Origin of the sequence: Nocardia sp. N2S4-5, from assembly GCF_044628355.1 — a bacterium.
GTDB lineage: Bacteria > Actinomycetota > Actinomycetes > Mycobacteriales > Mycobacteriaceae > Nocardia > Nocardia wallacei_B.
Genome location: NZ_JBIUPM010000001.1, coordinates 2,928,057 through 2,947,154 on the forward strand (window position 1 = coordinate 2,928,057; position 19,098 = coordinate 2,947,154).

At 66.3% G+C, this 19,098-nt stretch carries 21 protein-coding genes; 9 read left to right on the forward strand and 12 right to left on the reverse strand.

Going from position 1 to position 19,098, the window contains the following annotated elements:
• Positions 1 to 20: 20 nt before the first annotated feature.
• Positions 21 to 1,304 carry a polyketide synthase gene (locus ACFMRZ_RS13125; RefSeq protein WP_400179366.1) on the forward strand — a complete coding sequence of 428 codons (1,284 nt, stop codon included), beginning with the start codon at positions 21 to 23 and terminating at the stop codon, positions 1,302 to 1,304.
• 14 nt (positions 1,305 to 1,318) lie between these two features.
• On the opposite strand, the gene mgtE is transcribed toward ACFMRZ_RS13125, so the two are convergent.
• Positions 1,319 to 2,728 carry a magnesium transporter gene (gene mgtE, locus ACFMRZ_RS13130; RefSeq protein ID WP_400179367.1) on the reverse strand — a complete coding sequence of 470 codons (1,410 nt, stop codon included), beginning with the start codon at positions 2,726 to 2,728 and terminating at the stop codon, positions 1,319 to 1,321.
• Between the two features lie 500 nt (positions 2,729 to 3,228).
• Between mgtE and ACFMRZ_RS13135 the strand changes: the two genes are divergently transcribed.
• The gene (locus ACFMRZ_RS13135; protein ID WP_400179368.1) at positions 3,229 to 3,525 is read left to right on the forward strand and encodes a hypothetical protein; all 297 of its coding nucleotides are present in this window, start codon (positions 3,229 to 3,231) and stop codon (positions 3,523 to 3,525) included.
• Positions 3,526 to 4,092: 567 nt separating this feature from the next.
• A complete protein-coding gene (locus ACFMRZ_RS13140) occupies positions 4,093 to 4,416 on the forward strand; it encodes a hypothetical protein (protein WP_400179369.1) in 324 nt (107 codons plus the stop codon).
• Between the two features lie 86 nt (positions 4,417 to 4,502).
• Here ACFMRZ_RS13140 and ACFMRZ_RS13145 read toward each other — a convergent pair whose 3' ends face one another.
• Entirely contained in the window at positions 4,503 to 5,594 is a 1,092-nt protein-coding gene (locus ACFMRZ_RS13145; RefSeq protein ID WP_400179370.1) for a DUF1152 domain-containing protein, read from the reverse strand.
• Between ACFMRZ_RS13145 and ACFMRZ_RS13150 the strand changes: the two genes are divergently transcribed.
• Genes ACFMRZ_RS13150 through ACFMRZ_RS13160 form a run of 3 tightly spaced genes read left to right on the forward strand, consistent with a single transcriptional unit; the run spans position 5,500 to position 7,191 of the window.
• Positions 5,500 to 6,414: a GntR family transcriptional regulator gene (locus ACFMRZ_RS13150; protein WP_400179371.1), complete on the forward strand. Its 915-nt coding sequence runs from the start codon at positions 5,500 to 5,502 to the stop codon at positions 6,412 to 6,414. The two genes, ACFMRZ_RS13145 and ACFMRZ_RS13150, sit on opposite strands and share 95 nt — an antisense overlap.
• A gap of 49 nt (positions 6,415 to 6,463) precedes the next feature.
• Positions 6,464 to 6,880, forward strand: a complete 417-nt coding sequence (locus ACFMRZ_RS13155) for a hypothetical protein (protein ID WP_400179372.1) — start codon at positions 6,464 to 6,466, stop codon at positions 6,878 to 6,880.
• Positions 6,880 to 7,191, forward strand: coding sequence for a hypothetical protein (locus tag ACFMRZ_RS13160; protein ID WP_400179373.1), 312 nt, complete (start codon positions 6,880 to 6,882; stop codon positions 7,189 to 7,191). Before ACFMRZ_RS13155 ends, ACFMRZ_RS13160 begins: the two co-directional genes overlap by 1 nt.
• Positions 7,192 to 7,273: 82 nt before the next feature.
• On the opposite strand, the gene ACFMRZ_RS13165 is transcribed toward ACFMRZ_RS13160, so the two are convergent.
• The 8 genes from ACFMRZ_RS13165 to ACFMRZ_RS13200 form a co-directional block, all read right to left on the reverse strand.
• Positions 7,274 to 8,497, reverse strand: a complete 1,224-nt coding sequence (locus ACFMRZ_RS13165) for an FAD-dependent monooxygenase (protein WP_400179374.1) — start codon at positions 8,495 to 8,497, stop codon at positions 7,274 to 7,276.
• Between the two features lie 135 nt (positions 8,498 to 8,632).
• Positions 8,633 to 9,493: an alpha/beta fold hydrolase gene (locus tag ACFMRZ_RS13170; protein ID WP_400182849.1), complete on the reverse strand. Its 861-nt coding sequence runs from the start codon at positions 9,491 to 9,493 to the stop codon at positions 8,633 to 8,635.
• Between the two features lie 5 nt (positions 9,494 to 9,498).
• Complete coding sequence (locus ACFMRZ_RS13175) at positions 9,499 to 10,266, reverse strand: PIG-L deacetylase family protein (RefSeq protein WP_400179375.1); 768 nt, start codon at positions 10,264 to 10,266, stop codon at positions 9,499 to 9,501.
• Between the two features lie 10 nt (positions 10,267 to 10,276).
• Positions 10,277 to 12,358, reverse strand: a complete 2,082-nt coding sequence (gene nrdE, locus ACFMRZ_RS13180; protein ID WP_280274192.1) for a class 1b ribonucleoside-diphosphate reductase subunit alpha — start codon at positions 12,356 to 12,358, stop codon at positions 10,277 to 10,279.
• 59 nt (positions 12,359 to 12,417) lie between these two features.
• A complete protein-coding gene (nrdI, locus tag ACFMRZ_RS13185; protein ID WP_280274173.1) occupies positions 12,418 to 12,867 on the reverse strand; it encodes a class Ib ribonucleoside-diphosphate reductase assembly flavoprotein NrdI in 450 nt (149 codons plus the stop codon).
• Positions 12,868 to 12,881: 14 nt separating this feature from the next.
• Entirely contained in the window at positions 12,882 to 13,115 is a 234-nt protein-coding gene (locus ACFMRZ_RS13190) for a redoxin NrdH (RefSeq protein ID WP_400179376.1), read from the reverse strand.
• A gap of 434 nt (positions 13,116 to 13,549) precedes the next feature.
• Positions 13,550 to 13,672 (reverse strand): type B 50S ribosomal protein L36, encoded by a 123-nt coding sequence (ykgO, locus tag ACFMRZ_RS13195; protein WP_280274175.1) that lies wholly within the window; start codon positions 13,670 to 13,672, stop codon positions 13,550 to 13,552.
• A 61-nt stretch (positions 13,673 to 13,733) separates the two neighbouring features.
• Positions 13,734 to 14,300, reverse strand: coding sequence for an NAD(P)H-dependent oxidoreductase (locus ACFMRZ_RS13200; protein ID WP_400179377.1), 567 nt, complete (start codon positions 14,298 to 14,300; stop codon positions 13,734 to 13,736).
• A gap of 96 nt (positions 14,301 to 14,396) precedes the next feature.
• Here ACFMRZ_RS13200 and ACFMRZ_RS13205 point away from each other — a divergent pair, with 96 nt between their 5' ends.
• Positions 14,397 to 15,092, forward strand: coding sequence for a TetR/AcrR family transcriptional regulator (locus ACFMRZ_RS13205; protein WP_400179378.1), 696 nt, complete (start codon positions 14,397 to 14,399; stop codon positions 15,090 to 15,092).
• 5 nt (positions 15,093 to 15,097) lie between these two features.
• The gene (nadE, locus tag ACFMRZ_RS13210) at positions 15,098 to 15,940 is read left to right on the forward strand and encodes an ammonia-dependent NAD(+) synthetase (RefSeq protein WP_400179379.1); all 843 of its coding nucleotides are present in this window, start codon (positions 15,098 to 15,100) and stop codon (positions 15,938 to 15,940) included.
• Positions 15,941 to 16,210: 270 nt separating this feature from the next.
• Here nadE and ACFMRZ_RS13215 read toward each other — a convergent pair whose 3' ends face one another.
• Positions 16,211 to 16,519 (reverse strand): hypothetical protein, encoded by a 309-nt coding sequence (locus ACFMRZ_RS13215; protein ID WP_400179380.1) that lies wholly within the window; start codon positions 16,517 to 16,519, stop codon positions 16,211 to 16,213.
• Positions 16,520 to 16,694: 175 nt separating this feature from the next.
• On the opposite strand from ACFMRZ_RS13215, the gene ACFMRZ_RS13220 reads away from it, so the two are divergent.
• A complete protein-coding gene (locus ACFMRZ_RS13220; RefSeq protein ID WP_400179381.1) occupies positions 16,695 to 17,630 on the forward strand; it encodes a helix-turn-helix domain-containing protein in 936 nt (311 codons plus the stop codon).
• Between the two features lie 407 nt (positions 17,631 to 18,037).
• Here the strand turns inward: ACFMRZ_RS13220 and moaA are convergent, their stop codons facing one another.
• Positions 18,038 to 19,096, reverse strand: a complete 1,059-nt coding sequence (gene moaA / locus ACFMRZ_RS13225; protein ID WP_400179382.1) for a GTP 3',8-cyclase MoaA — start codon at positions 19,094 to 19,096, stop codon at positions 18,038 to 18,040.
• Positions 19,097 to 19,098: the final 2 nt, after the last annotated feature.

Below are 19,098 nucleotides of genomic sequence, written 5' to 3' on the forward strand. Positions count from 1 at the left end.
CAATAGTCGGGAGGACATTGATGGCTGCGTCTGTAGAGCCAGAGAGTGATTGCATCGTCATCACGGGAATCGGTGTGGAGGCTCCCGGGGGCATAGACGATTCGCTATCCCTCTGGGAGGCGCTGGCCGTGGGGCGTGAGTTGACCGGTCCGTTTCCGCGTGACCGAGGATGGCCACTCGACGGAGTCGGTGCGGCAACAGCCAAGAGCACCGTGGTGCCGGATATGGGTGGATTCCTCTCCGAGGCAACAAGATTCGACCCCGAGTTCTTCGGGATCAGGTTGTCGGAGGCGCGGGTCGCGATGGACCCGCAGCAGTGGGTGGCGCTCCGGGTCGCGTGGCGGGCGCTGGAGAATGCGGGTATCAATCCAGGAAAACTGGAGGGCGAGGCTTGTGGCTCCTTCGTCGGAGCGTCATATAACGAGCATCAGGGTCGTTCCGGAATGACACTCGCGGCAATTTCGGGCCGAATTTCGCACTGCCTGGGTTTGTACGGTCCCGCGATCAGCGTGGACACGGCATGTGCATCTGGTTTGACCGCCTTGCATTTGGCTACTGCGGCAATCCGAGACGGTGATTGTGAGTGGGCGTTGGCGGGTGCTGTCTGCGTGATGGGCGAGCCGTCGGCATTTTTCGAGTCTGCGAAGGTGAACGGGCTGGCTACCGATGGCCACTGCCGGTCATTCGCGGAGGGAGCGTCGGGAACTGTATGGGCTGAAGGCGCGGCAGTAGTGGTTCTCGAGCGTGAATCCCGCGCCCGGCAGCTGGGCCATCGGGTGTACGGAAGAATCTTGGCTTCGCAGGTCAACCATAACGGCAGTGGTCGGCGGATCATTCTGCCCAATGCCACGGCACAGGAGCGGCTGATCCGCCAGACCATCGAGCGGGCCGGAATCGGAATTGACGACGTGGGACTTATCGAGGGGCATGGCGCGGCCACCCGCGCCGGAGACAGTGTCGAGATCTCGGCATTGCAGAAAACATACGGATCGGCGCAGCGCCACCATCGTGGTGGCCCAGTTCTCGGCTCGGTGAAATCCAATCTCGGCCATACGCAAGCCGCGGCGGGCATGCTCGGGTTGGTCAAGATGCTGCTGTGTGGTGCGCGGGGCCGGATCGCGCCGAGCGTATTCTCCGAAACCCCGACCACGAAGGTGGACTGGACCAGCAGCAGCCTGCGTTTGGCGTCGGAGCTCGAGTCCTGGGAACCTCGCGACGGCCTTCGGTACGGAGCCGTCTCATCGTTCGGGCTGGCCGGAACCAACGCGCACCTGCTCCTCGCCATGCCCGAGATGGAACAGTGACTCCTTCCGGGCCGTCAGATTCCCAGCACGACCTTGGCGGTCGTGAAATAGATGACCAGGCCCGTCGCATCGACAAGGGTTGTCACCATGGGTGCGGAGATGACCGCCGGATCGATGCGCAGCTTCTTGGCCAGCAGCGGCATAGTGCCGCCGATGGTGGCCGCCCAGCCACAGATGATGATCAGCGTAATGCCCACGACCAGGGCGATATCGGCGCTGACGAACACCCCGCCGATCACCATGCCGACGGCGGCCAGCATCGACCCCAGCACCAGCCCGACCCGGCATTCCCGCCAGATCACCCGCAGCAGATCCGATACCCGCACCTCGCCGACGGCCAAAGCGCGCACGCACGAGGTCGCCGCCTGCGCCCCCGCGTTGCCGCCCGCCCCGATGAGTAGCGGGATGAACAGCGCCAGATGCGCGGCCTGGGCCAGGGTGGCCTCGAAAGCGTCGGTCACCGAGACCGTCAGCGTCGCCGCGACCAGCAGCAACAGCAACCACATCGCGCGGTAGCGGGCCAGCTGGAAGACCCCCGCGGCCATGTAGTGACCGGCCCACGGCGCGGCGCCGGCCTGGCGCGCCACATCCTCGCTGTCGGCCGCCTCGATGACCTCCACCGCGTCGTCGATGGTCAGCAGCCCGACCAGACGGTCCTCGCTGTCGACCACCGACAGGTTGATCAGATTCGTCTCGCGCATCAGCCGCGCGGCCTTCTCCGCCGAATCGGTGGCGCGCGCGAACACCGGCTCGGTCACCACCAGATCCGACACCATCGCCTCGGGCGCGCTGAGTACCAGCTCCCGCAGCTCGACAATGCCGATCAGCCGACGGCCCAGGTCGACCACGGGCAGCGTGTACACCGTCTCGGCGCCAACGCCTTTCACCCGGACCATCTGCAACGCCTGCGCGACGGTCAGCTGCCGCGGCAGCGCGACCACCTCCGGCGTCATGTACCGGCCGACGGAACCCTCCGGGTAGCCGAGCAGCGCGGCGGTCATGCGGCGCTCGTGCGGGCTCAGCCCGGCCAGCACCTTCTTGGCGACCTTGGCCGGGGCCTCGCGCAGCATGCGGGCGCGATCGTCGGGATCCATCTCCTCGACGAGTTCACGAAAGGCCTGACCGCGCAGCCCGGACAGGATCTGCTGCTGGTCGACCGGCTCGAGTTCCTCGAAGACCGCGAGCGCCCGGTCCTTGTCGAGCAGCCGGAAGGCCAGCCCGGCCGGGACCGCGTCCATGCGGGCAAGCTGGTCGGCGATCAGGTGCGGGGCATGCTCGTCCAGCCACGCCTGGGTAGCCTCGACGCGGCCGCAGTCGACGACGTCCTGCAGGGACTCGGCGCGCGGGGTCTCGGTCTCCTGGGTTTCGGCGGGTTCGGCTGCGGTGGTTGCGGGGGCAGCGACGGACAGATCGGTCAGCGACATGGCAGAACCTCGGCACAACGGCATGCATCACTACGGCATGGAGCGGAAAGGAAGACACCGGATCACACCGCGGGGCGCCACCCCGGACTGCCGTCGAATTACCGGCTGAACATCTGGGCGACGCCGCGCGGCCTTCGACTGGGAGGTTCACTACGCATAGCAACCCACCTCCTCGATCGATACCGCTGTCGTCGTGTGCGCCGTCCGCCCTTAGACGAACGCAGCCACCGACGGCTTTTCCGCCGATGACGCAAAGCATTCCACAGCAGGATACGCGCCCGTCCAGTTCGACGCGCCATCAGGGGACACAACATGTCGGCGCGTCGAGATTCCAGGCGTTTCCGCGCGAATTTCCGATGTGCCGGCGGGCGCACCGAACCCGCGTTCGGCGGCTGCCCGACGAACTCGGCCGCTCATCGGGACACGTCGCGACGCCTCGAACCTTGGCGGCGGGTGGCGCGCGCCGGTAGTCTCCGGATGTCTCGAAACCGGTTGTCCCGGTGGGCAACACGAATCAACTCGGGGGACGCGTGCAGGAAATCTTCAATTCCGTCGCCGCTCTGCTGTGGCCGGTGTTGTTCCTGATCGCCCTGCTGATGTTCCGCGGTCCGGTCGGGCGGGTGATCCGTTCGGCCGAGCGCCGGGAGTTCACGCTGAACGTCGGTGGTCAGGAGATCAGCATGAAACAGCTCAGCGAGCAGCAGGACGACATGATCGCCGACCTGCAGGCACAACTGAGCCGGTTGACCAGGGAATTGGAGAGCGTGCGTGGGCGGTCCTCCGCATCCTTCGCGTGATCGGCCCCCGGAGGGACCTTCGCCTCGGGACCCGCGCCGTATGCGTACGGGATGCCGGGCGACGCCTCCTCGAACGAGCAAGTCGGGGCGGGACCCAACCCGTACGGCTTCGAGAAACCGGCCGACGCGGTGCCGTGGTTAGGCGAGGGGTCTCCGACGAGGTTGTCGGCGGGGAGTCCGACGACGCCGGAACGCCACCTGTCGAGCCCGATGCCGATGCCGATGCCGATGCCGATGCCGATGCCGATGCCGACCGTACCCAGCCGCCCGACAACCACGTGGCCGATTCGACTGGAACCCCTGGACGCCGGAAACTGCGCAAACGCCGACTCACCGGACCCGACGGCCGTCTCGGCTCCCAGGCCGGAAATCCGCAGCACGCCACCGATGTTCCGCCCGGCCGAACCATCCACCGATCCACAATCCGGTCAGCCTGCAGGCCCATCGAGCAGCACCACCCAGTGGTGGACAATCCCGCCCCGGGACCACCGCCCGATCGAACGCACCACGGCCGCACTCCTGTGGGTCGACGACAACCCGCTGAACAATGCCCTCATCGTAGACCGCTTGAAACGCAACGGAATTCGCGTCGACCTCGCCCGAACCACCGACGAGGCCCTCACCCTCCTGGACAAGCGCCGCCCCTACGGAGTCATCGTGTCGGACTGGGGCCGCACCGAAAAAGGCACCCGCATCTCCGACGCCGGCCGCCGATTCACCGAGTCCGCCCGCGAACGCGGCATCGACGCCCCCATCATCATCTACACCAGTATGTTCGGCCCCGCAGACACCCGCCATGAGGAAGCCCGCCAAGCCGGAGCCACCTTCGTCACCGGATCCACCACCCAACTCCTAGGAGAACTGACCACCCTCGGCCTACTCCCCGCGTGAAGCATCCGACTACAACATGCAGCTGACGCAACCATCGATTCGAGTGGAAACCGTCAGTGCCACAAAGGTGTTCATGCCGTCTCGAGTCACCGGATCGGAGCCGACGGCACTGTGAGGTACAACGGTGGCGCAAAGTTCCGCGGTCGATGGCGGCTCAAGTAGTCCCGTAGCGCCTCGGTCGCCAACGGATCCGTCGCACCCACCAACTCGGCAATTCGCCGGATCGTGAGCGCATCGACACCGCGCGCGACAGCGCTTACCGCATGCCGATCAATGTAGTTCAGCACATCCTGCGCGGGCATCCGCGATACCAGCCGCCTCTCCGCTTTCTCGCGCTCGATATCGATGTCGCTGTAACCGCGACGAACGCGCAGTATTGTCTCGATCTCGCCGAGCGACGACGTCTCCGTCAACAGCGACGCCAGCGACGCCTCGGACGCCGAGGTAGCAGGCACTTGGACTACACGAGTCGAAAGATCGGTCACATCGATGACCGCACCGCGCTGCGTTTCGACCAATCCACGCCAGCCGATCGCCGCAGCGGCAAGAAGGGCGTTCGCTTCGGATGGATGCCACGACCAAACCGGAATCAGCCGACGCGCGTGTGAGGCCGTCAGATCCACGACATGTTCCGCACCCAGCACCGTCAGGCGATCCTCGACCTGCTCGCGAGCCAGCTCGCCGTCGAGCCCGGCCCCAGCTACCAGCACACGTGCAGGCATACCTGTCGACACCGCTGCCGCCAGCGCAGCGGAGTCAGCCAGCGGGCTCCGGAGCTCCGGCTCGTGCCCCACAGCGACGATGTCGCCACCGACGTCGATTACGAGCACCTCCTCCACACCGAAAACTGTTGCAGTTCTTCGGATCTGCCGCGCCAGGTCCCGCACGCCTCCGTCGAGGTCCATGAGCAACAGTGGAACGTCCAGATGTCCGGCGAGGCGCGGCAGCGTCGACAATCCGATTCGCAGGCCGCTCGACGGCGACACCTGCCACACACCACCACGGTCGACCAGTCCGGCGAAATCGCTACGCGACCTGGGACCAGGCGTAGGGTCGACCATCAGCCGATCCCACGAGTAACTCATGATCGCCGCCACCTCACCCGGTAACGCGGAGCCGAGAAGCGCAGCCGTGACGGCATCACCGCCTCCACCGGCCGCTACCGCAATCGCTGTCATTCTCGATCAGCCGCCCAACGCGCGATCTCTACACTGGCTAGTGGCATATGGTACTCGAGTAGAGGATATAGATTTGCCCGAGATCGAAGAGGTACTTCCGAAGTATCTCCAAATTGCTGGCTACCTGCGCGATCAGATCATCCGAGGCGACTTGGAGCCCGGCGCTGAAGTGCCCTCGGAACGAGAACTCGCGACGGCGTGGAACGTAGCCCGGCCGACCGCAAGCAAGGCCCTGCAAGCTCTGCGCCAGCAAGGACTGGTCGAATCACGGCGCGGATCGGGCACCTACGTCCGCCAACCGAATGCGGCGCCGCGTGCACGAGAGCGATACGCACGCGCCGCGATGGCGGGAACGATGTACTCCGACGCCGAGCACATCGAGTTCCCAGTGGTCGCTATCGTCGACGCGCCCGCTCACGTCACTTCCGCCCTCGGGCTGGAAGCGAGCGCACGTGTCATCCAGCGCCAGCGGATCATTCGCAACGAGAAGACCGGGCCGACCGAATTGTCGACCTCATGGTTCCCGGCGTCACTGGCCGATGTGGCACCCCGGCTGCTGGTGGCCGAGCGAATTCGAGGAGGCACTCTGCCGTACCTCGCGGAAGCGCTCGATGTGCGACTCGCGTATGCGCGAGACCAAGTGTGCGCACGACTCGCCACCGAGTATGAGCGCACGGCGCTCGGACTGCCCGATGCGTCGCCGGCACTGGCGTACTGGCTGACCATGTACGCCTCGGACGATCAACCGGTTCAATTCGACGAGGCCGTGTATCCACCCGAACGCTGGGCGTTCCGCCTCGAGTATCCGATCAATTTCTGACCCCTCCCCCTCTCCCTCCGGAAAGTTTCCATACTTTGGCAAGTGGCCTATGCCACTTGAGCTTGCGATCTGCTTCCTCCGGCCGGACCTCTCGGCCGACACGACCGCGGACAAGCGAGACATGCGCGACCTCGGCGAGCGGCTCGGCTACACGGTCGGCGAGATTGTCGAGATCGAACCTCGCCGTGAAGGACCTTGGGCCACAGTAGGTAGCGCAATGGCCCGCACCGGCGCCGCCGCCGTGATCGTGCCCGACCTCGAGCACGTCGACGGGATCGATCGACATATCCGTGACCGAGCGAAGCTGATCACCGCCGAAGGTGAGCGCATCCTCGAACGCACCGGCTTGCGCGACGCCTTCAACGCCGCCGCAGCGGGCATCAGCGCGACCTCGCCACAACAGCGTAGCGACTCATGGATCTGTGCGCCCGGCCCGAGCGCGCCGCTCGCACCCAAGCTGTCCTAATGCGCGCCCGCCCAACGGCATTCGGGTGGGTAGATCCAGAAATATCCACCGCACCGAACTGGGACCAGGCTCGGGTCCAACGGCTCGCACGGCACCTCGGCTATCTGATCATCTGGCCGGAACCGTCGATAGTCCCACTGCCCGACCAGGTCCGCGCCACTGACACCGACGTCCTGATCACGCCTGCACCGGAGCACCTGACCGTGTTGACCATCAACGCACTGCTGAGCTTCGTCGATGTCGAAATCCTTTCGCCCCGGCTGAGTTTCACCCGTTGGTCGATGATCCCCTCGGGACAGTTCGAGCGTTGAGAAGAAATCTGGGGTGTTCGCCTCGCATTGTGCGTCGGCCGAGAGGATCGAGAGGTGTCCGTCCCGAAACGTTATGTGAGACCTACGATTTGGCCGATGCTGTGATCGGCGGGTCGGCCGGGGAACCGATGTCCGGCAACCCCGCGTAGTCGGGCAACTCGACGCCGTTGATCGCGCGGTCGATCAGGTCGGTGAACCATTCGCTCTCGAAATCGACGTTCGGCTCGGCGTCCGGCTCCGCGGCCTCGCGGCTGTGCACGTGGAGTCGGCCGATTTCCTGGTTGGCCTCGACGACCGGGCGCATTCGCGCCTCGTAGGCGGCGAAACCGGCCGCCGGGTCCCATCCGGCGGCGGCCAGCTCGCCGGCCAGCACGTAGGCGCCGATCAGGGCCAAGCCGGTGCCCGCTCCGGACATCGGCGACGCGCTGAACGCCGCGTCCCCGAGCAGTCCCACCCGTCCGTTCGACCAGCGGTCCATCACCACCTGGGCGACCTGGTCGAGGTAGAAGTCCGGGGTGTCGTCCAGGTGCGCGAGGATGTCCTCGGTCCGCCAGCCGAACCCGGACATCCGCTCGCGCAGCAGTCGCTTCTGGCCATCAATGTCGCGGTAGTCGACATCGAAATCGACTGCGGGAAAGGAGAACATGGCCATCGCGCGGGTGGCGTCCGGGACCGGCCGCAGACCGGCCGAGCGCCCGGACTCCTGGAAGTCGATCATCCAGCGGTCCAGCCCGAACTCGTTGGGCACGCTGTAGAAGGCCAGCACGAGTCCGAGATGGCGGACGAACTGCTCATGCGGCCCGAAGACCATCGCCCGCAGCGACGAGTGCAGGCCGTCCGCCCCGATCACCAGATCGAAGCGCCGCCGGTCGCCGCCCTCGAAGGTCACGTCGACCCCGTCCGCGTCCTGGGTGAGTTCGGCGATGCGGTCGCCGAAGAGGTACTCGACACCGTCGCGGGTGTCGTCGTAGAGCACCTGCGACAGGTCCCCGCGCAGGATCTCGATCTCCGAGATGTACCCGTCGCCGTCGTGGTCGTCCGCGCTGTAGGTCTCCAGCACGTTCCCGGCCGCGTCCACGGTGTGCGCGCCGGCGGTGTCGGTACAGGCCGCGCGCACCGCCGCGTCCAGCCCCATCCGGCCGATGACATCCTTGGCCACCCCGCGCGCGTCCACCGCCTGCCCGCCGGGACGCAGCCCGGAAGCCCGCTCCACCACGGTCACCTCGGCCCCGCGCCGGTGCAGCCAGTGGGCCAGCGCGGGCCCCGCGATACTCGCTCCCGCTACCAACACCCTGATACCACTCACTGCGTGCCTCCATGTGCTTCCGCCCACGCCGGCACGGTTCCGGCGCGGGTCCACCGCTGCCGGTGTATCCAGTGGTATCGACGGCCGAGCCGCACAGAAATCATCGGTGCGGCCGAGCGCAGGTCATTTCGCGAGTCACCGACCACGTAAACCAGATGAATCCTGGAAAAGATCCGGCGGCGCCGGGACCACATCATCGAGGAACGCGTTCACCATCGGCGCCAGTACCGCCGACTCGCCGAAGATGCCGATATGCGAGGTCGCCGGCAGAATTGCCAAGCGCGCGACGGGAATTCGCTGTAGCGCTCCGGCCGCTGCCGCTTCCTCGTCGCCACCACCGCGCAGCGTGAACATCGCCAACGCATGCTCGAGCCGTAGCGCATCCGCATCCCCGGCGATGACCATGGTCTTCGCGGCGATCGAACGCATCTGCGCGTCGCTGATGTTCTGGTCCTCGATGCTCAGGACCTTCATCTTCTCGAGGTAGGCATCGAACGCCGCGGCGTCCGGCGTGTGTTCCTCGAATGCCCTCGCGACGGACGTACCGGCAAAGGCCGCGGCGCTGAGTCCCCTGATGCCCTCCAGCACCGACGGGTACCAGCCGTCGGCGCGGTAGGTGGCCGACAGCGAGACCAACTTGTCGACGAGGCCCGGGTGGCGGAGCGCGAGTTGCAGCGCGACCCCGCCGCCTTGGGAGTAGCCCAGCACAGCCGCGCGCTCGACCCGCAACGCGCGCAGCAACGCCGCGGCGTCGTCGGCGAACTGCTCGTAGGACATCTCCCGCGAGGTATCCGGGGTGCGACCGTGCCCTTGCTGATCGAAGACGATCACGGTGCGCGTGCCCGCGAAGGCGGACACCCAGGACCTCATCGAGTCGGTGGACATGAACCCGCCGGGAATCAGCAGCAGCGGAGGCGTTTTCGACTCGCCGCCGTACATCTCGTAGTAGATGCTCAGACCGTTGAGCGGCAGATGACCGCTGCGCGTCGGCGGCATTGCCGTCACTGCGAGGGGTCCTGCGTGTCCTCGGTAGCGAATTCCGGCGGTGCTTGCAGGTCGTGGGCGCGGAACAGGACGGCGTTCGCGACACCCATGGCCTTGCCGCTCATCGCGGTGAACTGCGGGATGAAGTCGGCGGGGGCCGGGTGGTCCGGGAGCGCGGCCAGGTAGGCGGCGTGCGCCTCGAGCGAGGCGACGCCGCGGCGCAACGGTTCTCCCGTGATATCGACGCCGTGGGTCACCGAGCCGCCCAGCCCCGGGACGATGTACCAGCGCACGGAGTGCGGTTCGAGGTTCTCGTCGTCGATCTGCTCCGGGAAGACCCATCGATTGCCCGCGTCGCGCAGCGCGTCGAGTGTCGCGAGCCCGGCCGCGCGGTGGTCGGCCTGATCGAAACCGTAGGGCGTCTCGACGTCGTAGCTCGTGCCGAGTACGACGTCGGGCTTGAACCGGCGGATCTCCCGGCAGATGTCCCGGCGCAGGTCCAAGCCGTAGACGAGCACCCCGTCCGGATGTTCGAGGATGGTCAGGTGCTCGACCCCGACGGCGGCGCAGGCAGCCTGCTGCTCGGCGACGCGCAGGCGCGCCGTCTCCTCGGGCGGGTTCGGCATACCGGCCTCGCCGCGAGTGAGCAGCAGATAACCGACCTCGATGCCGCGGTCGGTCCAGCGAGCGACCGCCGCGGATGTGCCGTACTCCATGTCGTCGGGGTGCGCGACGACACAGAGCACGCGCTGGAAGGACTCCTCGGGGAGTGCAGGCAAGGTCATGCGTATAGCTCTACAGCATGCAGCTGACACATCCCTCGACTTCGGTGCCCTCCAAAGCCATCTGGCGGATGCGGATGTAGTAGAGAGTCTTGATGCCCTTGCGCCAGGCGTAGATCTGGGCGCGGTTGACATCGCGGGTAGTGGCGGTGTCCTTGAAGAACAAGGTCAGCGACAGGCCCTGGTCCACGTGCTGGGTGGCGGCGGCGTAGGTGTCGATGATCTTCTCGTAGCCGATCTCGTAGGCGTCCTCGAAGTAGTCGAGGTTGTCGTTGTCGAGATAGGGCGCCGGGTAGTAGACGCGGCCGATCTTGCCTTCCTTGCGGATCTCGATCTTCGACGCCACCGGGTGAATCGAGCTGGTGGAGTGGTTGATGTAGGAGATCGAGCCCGTGGGGGGCACGGCCTGCAGGTTCTGGTTGTAGAGGCCGTGGGCCATCACCGAGGACTTCAGTTCGCGCCAGTCGTCCTGGGTCGGGATGTGCACACCGGCGTCGGCGAAGATCTGCCGCACGCGCTCGGTCTCCGGTTCCCACGCCCGCTCGGTGTACTTGTCGAAGTACTCGCCGCTGGCGTACTTCGACTCCGCGAAGCCGCCGAAGGACTGCCCGCGCTCGATGGCCAGCTTGTTCGACGCCCGAATCGCGTGATAGGCGACCGTGTAGAAGTAGATGTTGGTGAAGTCGACGCCCTCGTCGGACCCGTAATGCACCCGCTCGCGCGCCAGGTACCCGTGCAGGTTCATCTGGCCCAGGCCGATGGCGTGGGATTGGTTGTTGCCCTGCTCGATCGAGGGCACCGAGTGGATGTGGGTCTGGTCCGAGACCGCGGTCAGCGCGCGGATCGCCGTCTCCACCGTCTTGCCGAAGTCCGGCGAGTCCATCGACTTGGCGATGTTGAGCGAACCGAGGTTGCACGAGATGTCCTTGCCCACAACGGCGTAGGACAGGTCGTCGTTGAACACCGACGGCGTGGAGACCTGCAGGATCTCCGAGCACAGGTTGGAGTGGGTGATCTTGCCGGCGATCGGGTTGGCCCGGTTCACCGTGTCCTCGTACATGATGTACGGGTAGCCCGACTCGAACTGCAGCTCGGCGATGGTCTGGAAGAACTCGCGGGCGTTGATCTTCGACTTGCGGATGCGCTTGTCGTCGACCATCTCGTGGTACTTCTCGGTGACGTCGATGTCGGCGAACGGCACGCCGTAGATGCGCTCGACATCGTAGGGCGAGAACAAATACATGTCCTCGTTCTTCTTCGCCAGCTCGAAGGTGATGTCGGGAATCACCACACCCAGCGACAGCGTCTTGATCCGGATCTTCTCGTCCGCGTTCTCGCGCTTGGTGTCGAGGAAGCGGTAGATATCCGGGTGGTGCGCATGCAGATACACCGCACCCGCACCCTGCCGCGCCCCGAGCTGGTTGGCGTAGGAGAACGAATCCTCCAGCAGCTTCATGATCGGAATGACGCCCGACGACTGGTTCTCGATCTTCTTGATCGGCGCACCGTGCTCACGAATGTTACTGAGCAGCAACGCGACTCCGCCGCCACGCTTGGACAGCTGCAACGCGGAATTGATGGAGCGCCCGATGGACTCCATGTTGTCCTCGATGCGAAGGAGAAAACAGCTCACCGGCTCGCCGCGCTGCTTCTTGCCCGAGTTGAGGAAGGTGGGGGTGGCGGGTTGGAAGCGGCCGTCGATGATTTCCTCGACCAGTTCCGACGCCAGGATTTCGTCGCCGGCGGCGAGGGTCAGGGCGACCATGCACACCCGGTCCTCGAAGCGTTCCAGGTAGCGCTTGCCGTCGAAGGTCTTCAGTGTGTACGAGGTGTAGTACTTGAACGCGCCGAGGAAGGTGGGAAACCGGAACTTCTTGGCGTACGCCTGCTGGAACAGCTTCTTCACGAAGGCCCGGCTGTACTGCTCGAGCACCTCGGCCTCGTAGTAGTTCTCCTCGACGAGATAGTCGAGCTTCTCGTCGAGGTTGTGGAAGAAGACCGTGTTCTGATTGACGTGCTGCAGAAAGTACTGGTTGGCGGCCTCGCGGTCCTTGTCGAACTGAATCTCGCCGTTGGGGCCGTAGAGATTCAGCATCGCGTTGAGGGCGTGGTAGTCCAAGCCCTCGGTCGACGGATCGCTCGTCACCGGGCGCTCTAGGCGGGCCGTCTTTCCGGCCGGTGCTGTTGTCGTTGCCAAAACAATCCCAATCCCTCTCGGACGCGTTCGACGTCCTCGGCGGTTCCCATGAGTTCGAAGCGATACAGGTACGGCACCCCGGCCTTGCGCGAGATCACCTCTCCCGCATAGCAATACGTATCGCCGAAGTTCGTGTTGCCGGCCGCGATGACGCCGCGCAACAACGCACGATTGTGCGGATCGTTGAGGAACTTGGCCACCTGACGGGGCACGAATTCCTTGTCGGATCGGTTGCCGCCCAGGACGTGCCGACCGCCCCCGTAGGTGGGGCAGATCAGCACGTAGGGCTCGTCGACGCGAAGCGATTCGGCGGTGTGGAGCGGAATGCGAACGGCCGGGAGACCCAGCCGCTCGACGAAACGGTGCGTGTTCTCCGACGCGCTCGAGAAGTAGACCAGGTCGGACACGGCGACTCCCGGAATCAGGCCGCCTGGGTCAGCAGCGACTTGATGCGGTCGGGACGGAAGCCCGACCAGTGCTCCTCGCCGGCCACGACGACCGGAGCCTGCAGGTAGCCCAGCGCCATCACGTAGTCGCGAGCCTCGGGGTTCTCGGAAATGTCGACGACGGCGTAGTCGATACCCGCCTTGTCGAGAGCGCGGTAGGTGGCATTGCACTGGACACAAGCGGGCTTGGTGTACACGGTGATGGTCATGAGTGTCCCTCTCTCCTTGCCTTGAATCCGTTTGCAGTGCACGACTCACAAAGATCCACGTGGTTACTGCGCAAACCCCTGGAAGCGGGCCCGGAAACCCAGGTCGCGGGTACCACCCCGACACTCGAGCTCGCGTCGTCCTCCAGTGCCGTAGACACTACACCTAGTGGCCGACAGATTCCTACAACACGACATCTTGCGAGTCACAAAGGTGGAATTCCCTCGACGCAAGTACCTGCACAGTCGATTCGCAACCCGACACGACAGTGGCGCAGATCACGATTTCGTGTCACAGCTCTCTCCCAGCAAACCCATCTCCCCCACCAGTCACAGCTGTCTCATCCACCTCCCGCGACCCGCCCGGCAGGCGCCGGGACAGCGAAAGGGCCGCCCCGTCCCGCAGGACGAAGCGGCCCTTTCCCGGCGTGTCGCGGTCAGCCCTGACGGGCCTTGAACCGTGGTTCCTTCTTGTTGATCACGTACGTCTTGCCGCGCCGGCGCACCACCTGCGCACCCGGCTTGTCCTTCAGCGAACGCAGCGACTTGCGGACCTTCATGCCACCTCCCAAACGAAAATGATTTTCACATTCTATACGGCGGCACGGAACGGTCGCGGACTCAGGCGTCGACGCGCGCCCGGACGGCACCGACCAGATCGCCGACGGCGGCCGCCAGCTGGGTCAGGGCCTCGGCGTCGTCGCGCGGGTGCGCCTCACCGAACCGCTCACCGATGGTGCCGAAGTGCAGATGGGCGCTCTCCACCACCGCCGCACCGGCCACGGTCAGCGCCTTGACGGTGTCACCGTGCGACCATTTGGCGGCATTGGAGCTGATCGAGGCGCTGACGACCGCGGCAGGCTTGCTCTTGATCGAGCCGTCGCCGTACGGCCGGGAGGCCCAGTCGATGGCGTTCTTCAGCGCGGCCGGAATGGTCCCGTTGTATTCGGGAACGAAGAACAGCAACCCGTCGGCGGCGGCCACCGCCTCACGCAACGCGGCCGCGGCGGCGGGCACCCGGCCGGGCACGTCGATGTCCTCGTTGTAGAAAGGAATGCCTCCGAGACCCTCGAAGATGGAGACCTCGACACCTTCCGACGCGGTGTGCGCGGCGGCCTCGGCCAGCTGCCGGTTGAACGATGCGGCACGCAGGCTACCGACCAGCGCGAGTAGGCGGGTCTGAGACATGATCACTCCTTGTGCGGTATTGCGGCGGGTTACGCTTTCACTGCACGACAACCGGACCGCAGTCCGCTTTCATTCCCCGAGCCCGAGGTCCCCGCTGTGAACTACGACACACGAGAGCCTGCCGCCGCACCCGGATCGCCGCCCGGCGCCGGTCCGGCCGCCCTGCCCATCGAGGCGGTCGCCGTGCCGGTCCCGCCGGACACACTGCCGGTCGCGGAGGAACATCCCGAACGCAGCGACGCCGCCCGCAACCGGCAGTTACTGCTCGACGCCGCCGAGCAGTTGGTGCACGAGCACGGCGCCGACGGGGTCACCATGGACGCCGTCGCCCGGCGTGCGGGCGTCGGCAAGGGGACGGTGTTCCGGCGCTTCGGCAACCGAGCCGGACTGATGCTGGCCCTGCTCGACCAGTCCGAACGGAAACTCCAGGCCGCGTACATGTTCGGGCCGCCGCCGCTGGGCCCCGGAGCACCCGCGGTGGAGCGGCTGGTGGCCTTCGGGCGCGCGCGGCTGGCCGGGCTCGAGGTCGAGGGCGAGATGCGCCGCGCCGCCGACGACCCGGGCCGGTACTCCACCCCGCCCTACAACGTCATGAAAACCCATGTGTCGCTGCTGCTTCGGCAGGCCGGAACGGACGCGGACATCTCGTTGCTGGCCGACACGCTGCTGGCCGCGCTGGACGCCGGACTCGTCCTGCACCAGACCGGGGTACTCGGCTACTCCCTGGACCAGATCGGCGACCACTGGGAGCGGCTGGTCCGCGCGGTCGTCCCGGGCGCGCCAGTAGAGTGAGCGGCATGGGGAACCTGCGTGAACGTATCGTCGCCGAACTGGGTGTGCGGCCGGTCATCGAACCGAAGGTGGAGGTGCGCCGCCGCATCGATTTCCTCAAGGACTATCTGAAGTCCACGCCCGCAACGGGTTTCGTGCTCGGCATCAGCGGCGGACAGGATTCGACGCTGACCGGTCGGCTGTGTCAGCTGGCCGCCGAGGAGCTGCGGGCGGAGGGGCGGGAGGCCACCTTCGTGGCGGTGCGGCTGCCCTACGGCGTGCAGGCCGACGAGGACGACGCGCAGATCGCGCTGCGGTTCATCCGGCCGGACCGCTCGATCTCGGTGAACGTCAAGCCGAGCGCCGATGCCGTGGCGGCGGAGGCAGCCACGGGGTTGCGGGAGTTGCTCGGCGACGAGCCACAGCTGCGGGACTTCGTGCGCGGCAACATCAAGGCCCGCGAACGCATGGTGATCCAGTATTCGATCGCCGGACAGTTGAACTTGCTGGTCGTCGGCACCGATCATGCCGCCGAGGCGGTCACCGGCTTCTTCACCAAATACGGCGACGGCGGCGTGGACGTCACCCCGCTGACCGGTCTGACCAAGCGCCAAGGCGCGGCCCTGCTGCAGGAGTTGGGCGCGCCGCCGAGCGCCTGGGAGAAGGTTCCCACCGCCGATCTGGAAGACGACCGGCCCGCGCTGCCCGACGAGGTCGCCCTGGGCCTGACGTACGCCCAGATCGACGACTATCTCGAGGGCGAGGACGTCGCTCCGGAGGCGGCCGCCCGCATCGCGTCGATCTTCCTCGGCACCCGCCACAAGCGCACGGTTCCCGCCACGCCCCTCGATACCTGGTGGCGGGACTGATCTTTCACGACGGGCCGCGCTCATTGTTTCCCCTCGCGTCGGCTGTACCGGTGTGCGGAGCCTATCGGGTGCGGCCTGAGTCCGGTTTGATCCGTCCGGCTTCGACCAACGTCTGAAACGCGGCACGCTTGCGGGGGCAGTCGTCCACGCGGCACTCCACATGCATCTGCATGATCGTGTGGGCGCGATCAGGTGTGAGTGGACCCACCGGTGCGTCGTGTGTCCACCAGAGCGCGGACAGTTCCCGCCTGGACGCCGCGGGGTCGTTTGTCATGCGAACACCCCTTCACGGATCGGCGTCCAGCGAGCGAAACTCATTCGCGGAGAGATAGTTTCGATCTCCGCGACGTACAGAATCCCATTCACCTCGAGCGGGCTCAGGTGCTGCGGTGACGGCGTGATCACCACGCCCACGTCAGCGGCACGCACCTGGTCGGAAAGTGGGATGAACGACGGCTCGGGCCAGACGACCAGGTATCCGAGATGCCGCGCCAAGCGCTGCACCTGAGCGCGGTCCCACATCAGCGCATCGGACACCTCGGGATCTACCCATCCCAATGCGGTCGGTCGAAATTGCATTTTTGCCCCGTCCCCGTGTTGTCTGCGTTTGAGGCGACATAGAGGGGGAACCGGGCGGAGTCGGCTTGTCGGCTGCAGCCCCTCTATGTCGTGTCTTCGAGATTCGTCGCATCCGCGGTGAATGCGAAGGGTTTCCGTGTCCACAGGTGTCCGCACGCTCGCTAGGCTGGAGTTTGTGAACACCGGCTCACTCCTGCGGGCCGCCCGTGAGGCGGCGGGGATTTCGCTGCGTGTGATGGCTGAACGGACCTTCTACAGCAGGTCGTATCTGAGCCAGATCGAGAAGGGGCAGAGACCGCTGCCCGCTGGTGTTGCTGCGGCGTATGAACGTGTCTTGGGCACAACGGATTTGGGGCGGCTCACGGTGGCCACGCGTACACCGTCCAGCGTGGATGTTCAGGCCCTGGCGGAGGTGGACTCGATGCTTACGAGCATCCGGCGCGTTGAAGACGCTACGGGCGCTCTAGCGGTGCTCCCGGCGGTGCGTGGTATGTCCGCAATGGCGGAGCAGTTCGTGCACGAAGCGCGCACAGTCCAGCGGGAAGCGGCAACGCTGGCGTCCGAGGTGACGCAGTACCGGGCATGGCTGGAACACGCGGTAGGTGCTGACACAGCAGCGCGGCGGAGCATGGACACGGCCGTGGAACTCGCGACGGAAGCACGCGACCCGGACCGGCTCGTACACAGCTTGGGATTCACGGGTTATGTGACGTGGGGAGCTACCGGCGATTACGCGGAAGTGCTCGATCTGTCCGATGCCGCTCTCAGCGTTCCGGGGGCGCATCCCGTCTTGATCGCTTACGCCCGTATGCGCCGTGCCGAGCTACTCGCAGCACGCGGTGAGAGACGAGACGCCCTGAGCGCGCTGGCGGCTGCTGACGATGCTGCGGAGGCCGCAAGCGGGGAACAAGCACCGAACGCGATGTACTGGTGGACCGCTCCGTTCGGCGCGATCCAACGCGGCGGCGTGCTGTCACTGCTTGGTGAGCACGCGCAGGCCGTGGAGGAAGCGACGGCCGGATTGGCGGATATGCCACCACAGCACCGGGGTACCGAATGGCTGGCGTCTGCACTGCGCCGAGTTGACCCGGATCTTGCCGACGCGCGTTGACTGGCCCTAGATGCTGTTGATCAGATAGACGGTGGTCAAGCCAAAATAGATATGGTTCGCAACCGGCTGGGAGATTCGAGGCGGGCGTCTGTAGACCTGTCCCGCGATGAATACCGACCCACTCTGCCTAATTCGCGGCGTCGTGGCGACCGGGGAAATCCGCGCTGGACCGGTCAGCCGCCCGCGAAGGGAGGGAGAACGTCGACGCGGGGGGTGAGGGGGGTGGTGGCGTCTCGGGTGAGTTCGTCGCCTATGAGGTAGGCGCAGACTTTCAGCATGGGGTCGAGGGTGGGGCCGTAGGTGGTGGTGAGGGTTTGGCGTAGGTCGGCGATGGTGGCGTCGGGGGGAGGTCGAGGTGCTCGCTGCTCTTGCCGACCGCGTCGGCGATCGCGGCGAAATAGCGGACCTCAACCACCGATGGCTCCCATCGTTCGTTCCGGCGGCACGAAGCCTTCGGCGTCGATGCCGTGCCCGGCCCATTTGTTCCACATCGCGCCGCGCCACAGGTCGGCGATCTCGTCGTCGCCGGCGCCCGCGCGCAGCAGCGCACGCACATCGTATTCCTGGTCGCTGAACAGGCAGGAGCGAATCCGGCCGTCGGCGGTGAGCCGGGTGCGATCGCAGTCGGAGCAGAAGGTGCGGGTCACCGAGGCGATGATGCCGACCCGGGCGGGGCCGCCGTTCACCAGCCAGTTCTCGGCGGGGGCGGCGGGATCGGGACGACCCGCCTCGGTCAGGGTGAACCGGGTGCCGAGCACGTCGAGCAGTTCGGCGGCGGTGATCATGTTGACCCGCGCCCATTCGTGGTCGGCGTCCAGCGGCATCTCCTCGATGAACCGCAGCTCGCAACCTTCGTCCAGGCACCATTGCAGCAGATCGGCTGCGCCGGAAAGAGTTTCGCGCATCAGCACCGCGTTCACCTTGACCGGGGCCAGGCCCTCGCGCTGGGCGGCGCGAATTCCGGCGAGGACCGACGTGAGCCGGTCGCGGCGGGTCAGGCGGGTGAAGCCGGTGCGGTCGACGGTGTCCAGCGAGACGTTGACGCGGTGCAGCCCGGCCCGCGCGAGCGCGCCGGCGCGATGTTCGAGGCCGACGCCATTGGTGGTCATGGCCAGCGGGACGTCGGGGACGGCCGCGTGGCAGCCCGCGATGATCCGTTCGAGATCGCGGCGCATCAGCGGCTCGCCGCCGGTGAAGCGGACCTCCCGCACCCCGAGTTCGCGCACCGACAGCGCGACCAGCCGCACGATCTCCTCCGCCGACAGCAACTCGTCGGCCGGGATCGCGGGCAGGCCCTCCTCCGGCATGCAGTAGGTGCAGCGCAGCGAGCACTTCTCGGTGATGGACACGCGCAGGTCGCGGGCCACCCGGCCGAATTTGTCCACCAGGAGCGCGGTGTCGGGCCGTCCCTCCAGTGCGGGACGCCCGCCCCGCACGGCGGGAATCCCCATGAGAACGACGGTCACTC